9 protein-coding genes are annotated in these 13,414 nt (G+C 49.2%); 4 read left to right on the top strand and 5 right to left on the bottom strand.

Annotated elements, in window-relative coordinates:
- Positions 1-76 precede the first annotated feature (76 nt).
- Positions 77-313, bottom strand: coding sequence for a YtxH domain-containing protein (locus tag B0I18_RS15780; RefSeq protein WP_106523701.1), 237 nt, complete (start codon positions 311-313; stop codon positions 77-79).
- Positions 314-742: 429 nt separating this feature from the next.
- Between B0I18_RS15780 and dnaK the strand changes: the two genes are divergently transcribed.
- Positions 743-2,653 carry a molecular chaperone DnaK gene (gene dnaK, locus B0I18_RS15775; protein ID WP_106523700.1) on the top strand — a complete coding sequence of 637 codons (1,911 nt, stop codon included), beginning with the start codon at positions 743-745 and terminating at the stop codon, positions 2,651-2,653.
- A 443-nt stretch (positions 2,654-3,096) separates the two neighbouring features.
- Here the strand turns inward: dnaK and pyrF are convergent, their stop codons facing one another.
- Both pyrF and B0I18_RS15765 read right to left on the bottom strand, forming a co-directional pair.
- Positions 3,097-3,897, bottom strand: a complete 801-nt coding sequence (pyrF, locus tag B0I18_RS15770; protein WP_106523699.1) for an orotidine-5'-phosphate decarboxylase — start codon at positions 3,895-3,897, stop codon at positions 3,097-3,099.
- Between the two features lie 36 nt (positions 3,898-3,933).
- A complete protein-coding gene (locus B0I18_RS15765) occupies positions 3,934-5,379 on the bottom strand; it encodes a hypothetical protein (RefSeq protein WP_146146765.1) in 1,446 nt (481 codons plus the stop codon).
- Positions 5,380-5,451: 72 nt separating this feature from the next.
- On the opposite strand from B0I18_RS15765, the gene B0I18_RS15760 reads away from it, so the two are divergent.
- From B0I18_RS15760 to atpC, 3 genes are all read left to right on the top strand, one after another.
- Positions 5,452-7,410 carry a PI-PLC domain-containing protein gene (locus tag B0I18_RS15760; RefSeq protein ID WP_146146764.1) on the top strand — a complete coding sequence of 653 codons (1,959 nt, stop codon included), beginning with the start codon at positions 5,452-5,454 and terminating at the stop codon, positions 7,408-7,410.
- Between the two features lie 181 nt (positions 7,411-7,591).
- Entirely contained in the window at positions 7,592-9,097 is a 1,506-nt protein-coding gene (atpD, locus tag B0I18_RS15755) for a F0F1 ATP synthase subunit beta (protein ID WP_106523696.1), read from the top strand.
- Between the two features lie 84 nt (positions 9,098-9,181).
- The gene (gene atpC, locus B0I18_RS15750; protein ID WP_106523695.1) at positions 9,182-9,439 is read left to right on the top strand and encodes an ATP synthase F1 subunit epsilon; all 258 of its coding nucleotides are present in this window, start codon (positions 9,182-9,184) and stop codon (positions 9,437-9,439) included.
- Positions 9,440-9,970: 531 nt separating this feature from the next.
- Here the strand turns inward: atpC and B0I18_RS15745 are convergent.
- Both B0I18_RS15745 and B0I18_RS15740 read right to left on the bottom strand, forming a co-directional pair.
- Positions 9,971-11,473: a peptide MFS transporter gene (locus B0I18_RS15745; protein WP_106523694.1), complete on the bottom strand. Its 1,503-nt coding sequence runs from the start codon at positions 11,471-11,473 to the stop codon at positions 9,971-9,973.
- Between the two features lie 120 nt (positions 11,474-11,593).
- Positions 11,594-13,348 carry a peptide MFS transporter gene (locus tag B0I18_RS15740; protein WP_219905990.1) on the bottom strand — a complete coding sequence of 585 codons (1,755 nt, stop codon included), beginning with the start codon at positions 13,346-13,348 and terminating at the stop codon, positions 11,594-11,596.
- Between the last annotated feature and the right edge of the window lie 66 nt (positions 13,349-13,414).

Here is a 13,414-nt window from a genome sequence, read left to right as displayed (position 1 = left end):
TGATTTAACCTTGTACAAAAAGAGCGTACAACCCCGGGGATTGTACGCTCTCGCTGGCGTAAGGCTAAAACGGCGATCAGGCTGTTTTATTGCTTTCGTCGTTATCCTGTACCTTGTCTTTAAGGTTGGTCCAGGTTTCGCCGGCCTTATTTTTCAGTTCTTCCGCTTTGTCTTTGGTAGCGTCCCATATATCTTCTGCTTTGTCCTCAATTTTATCCCATACTTCGCCTGCTTCTTCTTTCAGGTCCTGCAATGCTTTTTTAGCCTTATCGAAGAATCCTTCTTCTTCGGGCTTTGTTTGCTCGTTGCTCATTGTTGTTTTTTTAAAGGTTGAGGTTTTAAATATTGCTCCTTAAAAATACGCCTTTCCGGGTAGTATGCGCCTTACTTTTATTTTATAACAATTATTTTATAACCGGCTAAAACCGGATCTGTTTCAAAAAGGCGGATTTTGGTACAGCGGCAATATGCTGTTAGTGCAATCTCCCGGATGTAAATGCGCCAAATTGCTATTAAGTATATGTCAGGATACATGCTGGGTAAGGCAGAACCTGCAATAATTACTTTTCCGGGAAAGCTGTGCGAGCATTTTTGCAGGACATAACGGGCCTGGAAAAGAAAATGTCACAAAAACTGACAATCTTTCACGCAAACGAAAAATGGCATATTAGTTGACCTACTCAATTAGTACAAACGCAAAAAAGACAAATTATCTAACCAAACTTTATTTCAAATAAGCAATATGAGTAAAATAATAGGAATCGACTTAGGTACTACCAACTCCTGCGTAGCCGTAATGGAGGGCAACGAGCCGGTAGTAATTGCAAACGACGAAGGACGTCGTACCACGCCATCAATCGTGGCCTTTCTGAAAAACGGAGAACGTAAGGTAGGTGACCCGGCCAAACGCCAGGCCATCACCAATCCTTCCAACACCATTATGTCCATCAAACGTTACATGGGTCGTCGTTTCGACGAAGTAGGCAGCGAGATGACACATAATGCCTATAAAATTGTAAAAGGTGATAACAATACACCACGTGTAGATATCGACGGCCGTATGTATACGCCGCAGGAGATCTCTGCCATGGTATTGCAGAAAATGAAAAAAACTGCTGAAGACTTCCTGGGCCAGGAAGTAAAAGAAGCGGTAATCACCGTACCGGCATACTTTAACGATGCGCAGCGCCAGGCTACTAAAGAAGCCGGTGAGATCGCGGGTCTGAATGTACGCCGTATTATCAACGAACCTACTGCTGCAGCCCTGGCTTATGGCCTCGACAAACAGCATAAAGATAGCAAAATCGCTGTATTCGACCTTGGTGGTGGTACCTTCGACGTATCCATCCTGGAACTGGGCGACGGCGTATTCGAAGTAAAATCTACCAACGGTGATACCCACCTGGGTGGCGATGACTTCGATAAAGTAGTTATGGACTGGTTGTCTGACGAGTTCAAAAAAGACATGCCGACCGTAGACCTGCACAAAGATCCAATGGCCTGGCAGCGTCTGAAAGAAGCTGCTGAAAAAGCAAAGATCGAACTGTCTTCTTCCCAGGAAACAGAGATCAACCTGCCTTATATCACTGCCATCGACGGCGTGCCACAACACCTTGTGCGTAAACTGAGCCGCGCTAAGTTCGAGCAACTGGCCGACAGCCTGGTAGAGCGTACACTGGAGCCTTGCCGTAAAGCACTGAAAGATGCCGGCCTGGGTACTTCCGATATCGACGAAGTAATCCTCGTAGGTGGTTCTACCCGTATTCCTAAAATCCAGGAAGTAGTAGAAAAATTCTTCGGTAAAAAACCCAACAGGAGCGTAAACCCGGATGAAGTAGTAGCCATCGGCGCTGCAATCCAGGGTGGCGTACTGACCGGCGATGTGAAGGATGTACTGCTGCTGGACGTTACCCCGCTTTCCCTGGGTATCGAAACTTACGGTGGTGTAATGACCAAACTGATCGAGTCCAACACAACCATCCCAACCAAGAAAAGCGAAGTATTCTCTACCGCCAGCGAAAACCAGCCAAGCGTTGAGATCAATGTACTGCAGGGCGAACGTCCTATGGCTAACCAGAATAAATCACTGGGTCGCTTTATCCTCGACGGCATTCCACCGGCTCCGCGTGGCGTACCGCAGGTAGAAGTTATCTTCGATATCGATGCCAATGGTATCCTGAGCGTAACTGCAAAAGATAAAGGTACCGGTAAACAACAGAATATCCGTATCGAAGCCGGTAGCGGTCTGAGCAAAGACGAGATCGAAAAAATGAAGAACGATGCGAAGGCTAACGAAGAAGAAGATAAAAAGATCCGCGAGCAGGTAGAAAAACTGAACCTGGCCGACGGTCTGATCTTCAATACCGAAAAACAGCTGAAAGACTATGGTGATAAGATTCCTGCTGAGAAAAAAGCGCCGATCGAATCTGCCCTGAACCAACTGAAAGAAGCCCACAAAAACCAGGACTTCGCCGGTATCGAAAAGCATATGGAAGAGCTGAACACAGCCTGGTCTGCTGCCAGTGAAGAAATCTACAAAGCATCCCAGGAAGGTGCCGGCGCTGATGGCGCTGCACAGGGCCAGGGTGCTACTGCAGACAACGGTGGTGATAACAACAACGTGTCTGACGCAGATTACGAAGAAGTAAAATAATCCCCGGGATATTTGCTATAGCGAAGAAAGGGAACTCTGAATTCAGAGTTCCCTTTCTTATTTATTGTTGTTTTTTCAACCAGATCATTCAAGAGTATCAGGTAGCAAGTATCAGGTATCAAGAAGAAGACTGTCCTGCTGAGCCTTGCGAAGCATCTCCTTTTTAGTATCATGTATCAAGTATCAAGAAGAAGCTTGTCATGCTTCGCTGCGCTCAGGACCACAGTAAATCTCCCGGGGTGTGCCCCTTTAATACGGCTAGCTAACCGATGAGATCCTTCGCTGCGCTCAGGATGACAGTAAGCCTTCTGGAGTGTGCCCCTTTAATACGGCCAGCTAACCGATGAGATCCTTCGCTGCGCTCAGGATGACAACTAACCCTCTAACACCTGACACCTAACATCTAACTTCTAACATCTCAATACTCAATACCCAACACCCCATTACAAAAACTGCTCCATCTGTTCGCGGTATTCGGAAGCTGCTTTTGCAGCAAGATCGGCATAGTCCATACCGCTGCCGGCAAAGATAATGGCACGGCTTACATTCACCAGGATGCTTACATCCTTGTTCATGGCTGCTTTGGCCACAGTAGCCAGGTCGCCGCCCTGAGTGCCTACGCCGGGTATGAGCAGGAAGTGGTCGGGTATCAACTCGCGTACACGTTCCAGTTGTTCCTTACGGGTAGCGCCTACTACAAACATCGTGTTGTCTACCGTACCCCAACCGGCTACCGTTTGCATCACTTTTTCATACAACAGCCCGTCGCCGCTGGGTTGCAGCTGGAAGTCCTTACTGCCTTCGTTGCTGGTAAGGCCCAGTACAATAGCCCACTTATTGGGGAATTGCAGGAAAGGCGCTACGCTGTCCTTACCCATATAAGGTGCTACCGTTACACTGTCGTAAGGGTAGGTGTCGAAAAATGTTTTGGCGTACTGTTCAGCCGTGTTACCGATATCGCCGCGTTTGGCATCGGCAATGGTAAATATGTCTTTAGGAATATAATCGAGGGTTTTGCCCATGCTGATCCAGCCTTTCAATCCCTGTGCTTCATAAAATGCGGTATTGATTTTATAGGCCACAGTATGATCCTTGGTGGCGTCGATGATGGCTTTATTGAATTCAAAAACCGGGTCCTCGGTAGCAAACAGGTGGGTCGGTATTTTGGAAATATCGGAATCCAGTCCCACGCAGAGGAACGATTTCTTTTTGCGTATCTGTTCAATCAGTGTTTGTCTGTTCATGCCTGCAAAAATAATAAAGCATTTGTATAAGCTGCTTTAAAAATTGTGGACATAAGAGACCATAAGGCCGGCTGAGAAGTACCGTGCGGCTGTACGTACGGGTTGGCCCAGCAGGAAGTTACTTTCGTTGGGCGTATCAAAGTTGACCGGTTGCAGGTAATTGGTTGTACGCCCATAGGTAAGCAGTATGCCTGCCCGCATATGCAGCCGCTGGCGCCGGAAGTTGCCGCCCAGTTGCAGGTTATAGGTATTCCAGGAGAGCAGGTAGGGATCCTGGCCCCTGTAAGTCGGATCGCTCCGGTTGTCGGGCACGAAGGTCATGTCGGTAGAGAAAGTGGCAAACAGGGTCATACTTTTCTGAAGGATATAACTCCAGCCTAAGGCAATATTGGTTACGCTGCTGCGCTCCTCGCTGAATTGCAGCAGTTCCTGGGTCGCGGTGTTATTAATGCCGGTATCCGGACGGATAAACGATTCGTTGCGCGGCGTAATGATGTTATAGGTATTGAGTTTGAGAAAATGTTCCATTGCCATAAAAAACTGTCCACGGCCGTAGTCGAATGCATAACCCAGGCCAATGCTCAGCGGCATGCGGTATCTTACCGGCAGCTTTGTCTGGCGGCCGTTAGCCAGTGCGTTAAGGGTATAACCGCCGTCGGGCTGCACCAGGTTGGAGATCAGCAGATCGCTGCTGAGTATAGCCCTGCCCCTAATCCTGAGCAGCGGCGAACTGAGCATCAGGCCAAAGTGATGCCGCCCGGCTTCGTAAGCCAGACCGGCTTTGAATTGCAGTCCCAGGTGCCAGTAGCTGAGTTCGTAGTTGTATTGTACGGCGGTTACCGGTTGAGTAAGAAAATCGGTGTCGCTGTTGATCAGTGCCCGGGTACTGTAGCTTTCGGAGAAATCCTGGGTGCGGAGGTGGGCCTGGGCCATAAACCCGGCCGACAGGTGCTCGGAAAGCCGTACTGCGGCAGCAATACTGGCCGTGGTCCGGGTGGCGTTATTGAGTACCGAATACTGGCCTATATAAAATTCTGCGCCTGGGCTGTAGCGGTCATCCAATACATTCATCTGTTTATCCTGGCGTTGCGTAGCGTGGAAATTCATCTGCGGCTGTGTAACCAGGGAGTAACCTATGGTAAGCCCGTTTTTACGGTTCAGCAATATCGTGCCGGTTACCAGTTGCGGCACGATGCGTACCGAGCGGCCGCGCAGATCGAGCCCTTTACCCACGGCGCTTTTCATTTTCAGGTTGCGGTACTGGTACACGCTTGCAGAAGCCGAAACGGAGGTTTTGGGATGCAGGGCCATTAAGGCTGGGTTATAATAAAAAAAACCGCTATCATTGTCACTGGCAATTACCGCCCCGGGCGTGAGCATGCCACCGGGCTGGTACCCGTTTTGCCAGTATTGGCCGTCCTGGGCCAGGGCCCGCGACATTGTATATAACAGCAGGAAAAAAGTAGTGTAGTATTTGATCACAGGCAAGTATATGGATGGGTGGAAAAAGCCTTCGGTTTGTTTGTGATCAAAATTAATGTTTATACCGCGTACATGACAAAAAGATGTTTTTTATTGCTCCTGGTATGTCTCTGCGCAGGGACTGCCTGGGCGCAGCAGGTGGCCTTTGGTGTGGCGGAGCCTTTGTTACACGGTGCAAGCAGCGACCAGGGCGTGGGTATGGTATGTTATAAAGACCGGTGTTATGTAACCTGGAAAGAGCCGGGGGCGCAGGGTCTGTTGCGTATGGCTATGGCCGTCGATACGCAGTCGGTATTCGAAGCCGTACCCCTTGCAGATATCAAGAGCATTGCCGGACCGGCAATGGTTGCCGCAGATGCCGGTCTTTACCTCTTTTGGCTGGCGGCCGACAGTACCTTACAATATACCTTATTGCGCCCCGGAGCAAACTGGCAACAGGCTGTCGCTAATAGCCTGCCCGGCGAAGCAAAAGACCTGCGTTGCGTTTCCGGTCTGTCGGCGGTGGTAGCCGGCGATAAAATACTGCTGGGTACCCGTGCCGCTTACAAAGACCGGTTAAACCTGGTAGTCTGCAGTACCGCGCCTGATGGTACTCTGTCGCAAACCTCGGTAACTGCTGTCAGGGGCGCGCGTTCCCTTACCCATCCCGTCTTGTGCAATACCGGTAAAACCGTACGTTGCTGGTGGGGCCGTTCCGGCCAGTTGACCAGCCTGGACTACGACGCAGGCCGTGATAGCTGGAGCAAGACCAAAGGGCAGGCTGCCGTAGCAAGCAATTATACACCGGCATTGGCGGCCGGGTCCGACCGGTTGTTATATATATGGAGTAGTAAAGAGCAGCGCCAGCTGCAATACTACCTGTCGGGCGATGGGTTGTTATGGGAAAACCAAGCCACAGCCCTGCCTCACCTCGAGATGGGGCGGCCCTTAAGCCTGGCGGCTACCGGGCAGCAGCAGTTCCTGCTGGTCTATGCGGGCGCGGATCGGCAGTTGTACCGGAGCAAGGGCAGGGTATACCGTTCGGCCTCCTGGATGGAAGACCTGTTAATGCCCGGCCGGGAAAAATATACCCTCAGGGATATCGCCTTGCCCGGATCGCACGATGCCGGTATGTCGGTATTGACGGCCGTGGGCGGCAAAAGCACGTATACCATTAATGAATGCAATACCCTTACCCAGTTACTGTCGGTAAGTGCGCAGCTGGATGCCGGTATCCGTATGTTCGACCTGCGTATCGACCTCTTCGAGGATGCCCTCTATACCAAGCATGCGCCTTCCGATTGTATGGAAGATGCTGTGGGGGGCGGTTATGGCGAACCGTTGGATACGGTGCTTACGGCGGTAAAGCGGTTCCTGGACCGGCATCAGCAGGAGTTTGTTATCCTGAGTTTCTGCCACTTCTGCGATCGGCATAAGAGCATCGCCGACCAGGCCGCAGCCATTGTCGCGGTGCTCGGTCCGGATAAGGTATACCATCCCGGCGCAACGCACAGCCTGGCCGACGTGCCCCTGCAGGATCTTGCGGGTAAGGTGTTGCTGTCCTTCGAAGAGCAGGACTTCCCACTGCTCGGGGTCGTACGCAATACCATGACCGAACGTTCATCCTTCTTTTTTAATTACCGGCGTGCTTACGCCGCTACCAATATTACCGATAGCCTGTTTGCCGTAGAGCAAAGATTTTTTAAGGGGATGAAGGGCAAAACTGCACCGAACGATATTGTACGGCTGGATTGGCAGCTGACGCAGATCGGGCAGGAGGCTGCCCTGAGCTGCGGGCAATTCCAATCCGAAAACGGTAACCTGTTGCTGGATGCCACCTTATTGATCGCCAATACCATTAAAAAGAACAAAAGCATTATCAGCCTGGCGCAGCGCGCCAACCGGTACCTGCCGGCTAAAGTGCTGGACTGGGTTGCCGAAGGGGTTATCGACAGGGAGACCAAACCCAACATATTGTATGTGGATGTAGCGGGCAACTGGATTACTGATTTCTGTATTTTGCTGAACAGCATGCCGGTCTATAAAAAGTAGGTTTTTCTGCGCTGCCTATCTGCTTTGCAAGCCTTGCGGCCTGTAACATTGCCGTTTTTCGGCTTTGTTATAGGGAAAAAAAATGTTTAACCATCTTTTTAGATCATTTCCTTTTTTTAATAATATCACGTACCTTTGCAGCCGAATTGAAAATCTATTCATAAAAAATCAAATTTTTGATATGCCTAACGTTGGTAAAATCAAGCAGATCATCGGCCCGGTAGTGGACGTCCATTTCTCTTCAGACAGCAAATTGCCTGAGATCTATAACGCATTGGAACTGACCCGTGAAAACGGAGATAAACTGATTCTCGAAGTACAGCAGCACCTTGGTGAAGATAGCGTACGTTGCGTAGCGATGGATGGTACAGAAGGTCTGGTGCGCGGTCTTGCAGTAACTGACACCGGCAAAGCAATTGCAATGCCTACCGGAGACCAGATCAATGGTCGTCTTTTTAATGTAACCGGTGATGCTATTGATGGTTTACCACAACCGGACAGGACTGTTACCCGTCCGATCCACGCTAAACCTCCTAAATTCGATGAGCTGAGTACAGCTACAGAAGTATTATACACCGGTATCAAGGTAATCGACCTGATCGAGCCTTATGCAAAAGGTGGTAAGATCGGTCTGTTTGGTGGTGCGGGTGTAGGTAAAACCGTACTGATCCAGGAGCTGATTAACAATATCGCAAAAGGCCACGGTGGTCTTTCTGTATTTGCCGGTGTGGGCGAGCGTACACGTGAAGGTAATGACCTGATGCGTGAGATGATCGAAGCCGGTATCGTTAAATACGGCGAAAAATTCATGCACAGTATGGAAGAAGGCGGATGGGATCTGAACACTGTAGATCTTCAGGGCCTGAAAGATTCTAAAGCAACTTTCGTATTCGGACAGATGAACGAACCTCCCGGAGCCCGTGCCCGTGTGGCCCTTTCCGGTCTTACTATGGCGGAGTATTTCCGTGATGGTGATGGAAAAGGTAAAGGTAAAGACATCCTGTTCTTCGTTGATAACATCTTCCGTTTCACCCAGGCAGGTTCCGAAGTATCCGCACTGTTAGGCCGTATGCCTTCAGCGGTGGGTTACCAGCCTACACTGGCTACCGAAATGGGTCTGATGCAGGAGCGTATCACTTCTACCAAATCAGGTTCTATTACTTCCGTACAGGCGGTTTACGTACCTGCGGATGACTTGACCGATCCGGCTCCGGCAACTACCTTTGCCCACCTTGATGCCACTACCGTACTTTCCCGTAAGATTGCGGATCTGGGTATCTATCCTGCGGTGGATCCGCTGGATTCTACCTCCCGTATCCTTACCCCGGTGATTGTTGGTGATGCACACTACAATTGCGCCAACAGGGTAAAACTGATCCTGCAGCGTTATAAAGAATTACAGGATATCATTGCGATCCTGGGTATGGATGAGCTGAGCGAAGAAGATAAACTGACCGTATCCCGTGCCCGTCGTGTACAGCGTTTCCTTTCCCAGCCGTTCCACGTAGCAGAGCAGTTTACAGGTCTGCAGGGTGTACTGGTTCCGATCGAAGAAACGATCCGTGGTTTCAATATGATCATGGACGGTGAAGTGGATGAGTATCCTGAAGCAGCCTTTAACCTTGTTGGTACTATCGATGATGCGATTGCCAAAGGTAAAAAACTGATGGAGCAAGCTAAAAATTAATGCATTGATTTGTTATTATGATGCGGCGCCTGCGGGCACGGTATCAGCACATCAAATCATCCGTTCATCAAATTCATTAAAGAAATGCAACTAGAAATATTAACTCCCGAGCATAAAGTTTTCAGCGGCGACGTATACGGTGTTCAGTTACCGGGTGTGGAAGGCTCTTTCGAGATCCTGCAGAACCACGCGCCGATGGTTGCAGCGCTCGGTGTAGGAAAAATGAAGATACTGAAGGATAAGAGCAATACGGAAACCTACCAGATCAATGGTGGTTTCGTAGAAACGCTGAACAATAAAACAACTGTTTTATTGGAAGGTGCGGAAGCGGTTTCTTATTAATCGTACTTTCTGAAAATAAAAAGCGTCCCTGGTGTATACCAGGGACGCTTTTTTTGTTGTGGGGATTGCAGTATTGGGTAAAGCCGGCTAATAGAAGAGGTCCTTCCACGCTAACAAAGCCAGCTAACGGATGAGATCCTTCGCTGCGCTCAGGATGACAACGAACCTTCGATACGTAATGCTTTATACGCTAGCAAAGCCAGCTAACGGATGAGCTCCTTCGCTGCGCTCAGGATGACAACGAACCTTCGATACGTAATGCTTTATACGCTAACAAAGCCGGCTAACCGGTGAAATCCCTCGCGGTGCTCAGGATGACAACGAACCTTCGATACGTAATGCTTTATACGCTAACAAAGCCAGCTAATCGGTGAGCTCCTTCGCTGCGGCTCAGGATGACAGCAACCCGCTTATACAGCCACTCTGATAAAGCCAGCTAACGGATGAGATCCTTCGCGGTGCTCAGGATGACAATCGTCCTCTTGATACCTGATACAAAACTCAAAATTCAAAACTCAAAATTCAAAATTACTATTTAACCTCTTGCATCAGTTTACGTACCAGCGGCGATATCACGATCAGTACGATACCGGCGATGAGTGCATAAACAGCCAGTTGTTTATACCCTTCGGTATAAGCAAACAGTTTTTCCAGGAGTGTAGCATCCTTCCTTTCGATCGACATTTCTTTACCGAATATGCCGGCAGCATACTGCCCGTAGGCGCTGGCCAGGAACCAGAGCCCCATCATCATACCGGTAAGGCGTTTGGGCGATAATTTGGTAATGATCGACATCCCGATCGGGCCCAGGCAAAGTTCACCAAAGGTGATCACCAGGTAGGCCAGGGTAAAGATATTGAGCGAGGTGATGCCATTGGCATCGGCAAAGAAGCGGGTATAGTAAAACAGGAAGAACGCGGCAGCCAGGAACAGGAAGCCGATGCCGAATTTCACTACGGTATTAGGTTCTATTTTCTTCTTGCTCATCCACAACCAGGCCAGGCCCACCAAAGAACTAAAGATGATAACGAAGAAGGAGTTGGAGGAATTATTGACAATATTCGGATCGATATTAAAGAACAGGAGGGTATGAGTCAGGTTCTTTTCTGCGAAGAGGCTTAATGAGCCGCCGCTCTGTTCGAAGAAAGCGTTGAAAATAATATAGAAAATAATGAATATCATAGCCGCGAACAGCTTCTTCTGCAGTTTGCGGTCTTTAAGCTTCAGGGTTTCGTAGAGGAAATAAATAAAGGCAAGGGGCCCGATGGTATACATGAAGTAGTCGGTATACTTGGTGTCCTGTACCATGATCAGGATAAACGGAATCGTGATCAGCGACAGCACATATACGGAAAACTCTTTGATGCGCCTGCTCGATGGCGTTGCATCTTTTAACGGGGAATCGCCGATAGGGCCCAGGTGCTTTTTGGTAAACCAGAAAGTAATCAGGCCGATAACCATTACGATAGCTGCCGCCAGGAATGCGGAGCTCCAGGATACATATTTACCCAGGTACACGCACAGGGCGCCACCCAGCAGGGCGCCGAAGTTGATACCGGCGTAGAAGAGGCCAAAACCCGCATCCCGCCTGCTGTCGTCGTCTTTATAGAGATCGCCGACCATCGAAGATATATTGGGTTTGAAAAAGCCCGTACCAATAATGGAAAGTGTAATGCCGATGTAGAAAAACTCTTTGGGCGATATGGCGATGATCACGTTGCCCAGGATCATGATCAGGCCGCCGAAAAACAGGGATTTTTTAAAGCCCAGTATTTTATCGGCCAGTATACCGCCGATAAAAGTAAAGGCATAAACGAAGGCCTGTATCGCAGCGTATTTGGAGTTGGCTTCTCCATCGAGCATACCAAACTGGCCCACCATAAATATGGTCAGTATGCCGCGCATACCATAAAAGCAGAAGCGCTCCCACATCTCTACCATAAACAGCGACCAGATCTGCTTGGGATACTTACCGCTAAAATTCTGAATATCTTCTAAAGTCGGTGTCTTAACCGTTTCCTGCGCAATTTCCATCAAAAATAATTTAAAACATTACCCGTGTTCTGTCCTGAAAACGGGTTGGCGTAAATAGAATCCGTTTATAAATTCCAAAGCCCCCGGAACGGATCCGGAGGCTTTAGGAAGTACTATTTTTTATTTGATGCCATGCATCATGCGTTTCAGGATTGGGGTGATCAGTGCCAGGACTACCGCTGCGATACCGCAAAGCACAACAAACACCATAAAGAACTGGTACAGGTTCTGGATCTCGAAACCGGCAAACTGGGTATACACCGCGCTGATCTGGTTATCTTTCAGCAGGGTCAGTTGCTCGGCCGTTGGGGTTACTTTTTTATCCAGTACATCCTGCAGGTTGATACCCAGCGATTGTGCTTTCTGGAATTTATCGCCGGTAGCGGGCAGGATAGAGCCCAGGGTGCCGGCGAGTGCATAACCCGCTGCATTGGAGATAAAGAATACACCATATAACAGGGAAGCAAAACGCTTGGGGGCCAGTTTTCCCACCAGCGACAAGCCGATCGGGGACAGGCAAAGCTCACCGCAGGTCTGGATAAAATACAGCAGGATCAGCCATTTTACGCCCAGCAGGCCAGCGTTGCCCAGGTCTTTTACGTTGTGGGCAATGATGAAATAGCTCAGCGCGATCAGCAACAGGCCCATGGCTTGTTTCATCGGCGATATCGGCTCTTTGCCTTTGGCGCGCAGCCTATCCCACATTTTACTGAAAGGTACCGCAAGGATAACTACGAACAGACCGTTAAAGATCTGTACCATCGAGGCGGGCATCTGCCAGCCGAACAGGAAAGTCCTGTCGGTTTGGTTAGAAGCAATAAAGGTAAGGGAAGAACCGGCCTGCTCGAAAGCTGCCCAGAAGAAGATAATAAAGAAGGATACGATATATATAACCAGGATACGCTGGGTCTCTACTTTAGTCAGCGCTTTGTCCAGCAGGATCAGCGTGGCCAGCGAGATACCCGCCGCGTAAATGATCGGGTAGATAATACCTTTTACCAGGGTGCCGATCGCGAAGTTGCTGAAGAAAACCTCGCCAACCAGCAGGTAACGGAATACGAAGAACAATACAACGGCCAGGACAACGATAAAGCCAAGGCTGGCACCACTGAATTTTGCTTTTTCTTCTTCTTCCTCGCCTTCAACTTTTATTTTAGAAGGTTTGGCGCCGATGGGCTTGCCGTTAGGATAAACAACATATTTATTTTTCAGGAAGAAGAACAGCAGGGTACCCAATACCATAGCCGAACCGGCTGCCAGGTAAGCCCAGCGGAAGGCGTGTACATCCTGTACGCCGTTTACCTGTACGTCGCCGATCATAGGGCAAATGTACTGGCTCAGCAAGGCGCCGATATTGATACCCATATAGAATATGGTAAATGCAGAATCGAGTTTGGATTTTTCGCTGGCGGGATAAAGGCTGCCTACCATCGAAGAGATATTGGGTTTGAAGAAGCCATTACCGAAGATAATGACGAATAACCCGAGCCAGAACCACATCTTGGATAACTCTAAATTACCCTCGAAGGTATTGGCACTGTAAAATAAAAGGAACTGACCAATGGCCATCAGGGAGCCACCCAGCATAATACAGTTACGGTTACCCAGGAAGCGGTCGGCGATAAAGCCGCCCAGCAGCGGGGTCAGGTAACACAAAGCCAGGAACCCACCGTAGATGATAGAGGCGTCGGCTTCTCCCAGTCTCAGGGCATTTACCATAAAAAGGGTCAGTACGGCGCGCATACCGTAAAAGTTGAACCTTTCCCACATTTCGGTTCCGAACAGTACCCATAGTCCTTTGGGGTGACCTTTCGATGCCGGGTTCATTTCAGCAGGAATGTTCTCTAAATCACCAGTAGTAGCGTTTTTATCCATTCGTCGAGATTATTGTTTTTTTCGTTATTTTAAATAAAAGCGTGCGTAAGGTAGTTATTTTTTCGA

Origin of the sequence: Taibaiella chishuiensis, assembly GCF_003014535.1 — a bacterium.
Lineage (GTDB): Bacteria > Bacteroidota > Bacteroidia > Chitinophagales > Chitinophagaceae > Taibaiella > Taibaiella chishuiensis.
Note: the sequence above shows the minus strand (reverse complement) of the source record. Positions and strands in the feature narration are given on the sequence as shown.

Coding starts and splice junctions, on each gene's coding strand:
- dnaK (WP_106523700.1), top strand. CDS start 743: ATGAGTAAAATAATAGGAATCGACTTAGGTACTACCAACTCCTGCGTA.
- atpC (WP_106523695.1), top strand. CDS start 9,182: ATGCAACTAGAAATATTAACTCCCGAGCATAAAGTTTTCAGCGGCGAC.
- B0I18_RS15760 (WP_146146764.1), top strand. CDS start 5,452: ATGACAAAAAGATGTTTTTTATTGCTCCTGGTATGTCTCTGCGCAGGG.
- B0I18_RS15745 (WP_106523694.1), bottom strand. CDS start 11,473: ATGGAAATTGCGCAGGAAACGGTTAAGACACCGACTTTAGAAGATATT.
- B0I18_RS15740 (WP_219905990.1), bottom strand. CDS start 13,348: ATGGATAAAAACGCTACTACTGGTGATTTAGAGAACATTCCTGCTGAA.
- pyrF (WP_106523699.1), bottom strand. CDS start 3,897: ATGAACAGACAAACACTGATTGAACAGATACGCAAAAAGAAATCGTTC.
- atpD (WP_106523696.1), top strand. CDS start 7,592: ATGCCTAACGTTGGTAAAATCAAGCAGATCATCGGCCCGGTAGTGGAC.
- B0I18_RS15780 (WP_106523701.1), bottom strand. CDS start 313: ATGAGCAACGAGCAAACAAAGCCCGAAGAAGAAGGATTCTTCGATAAG.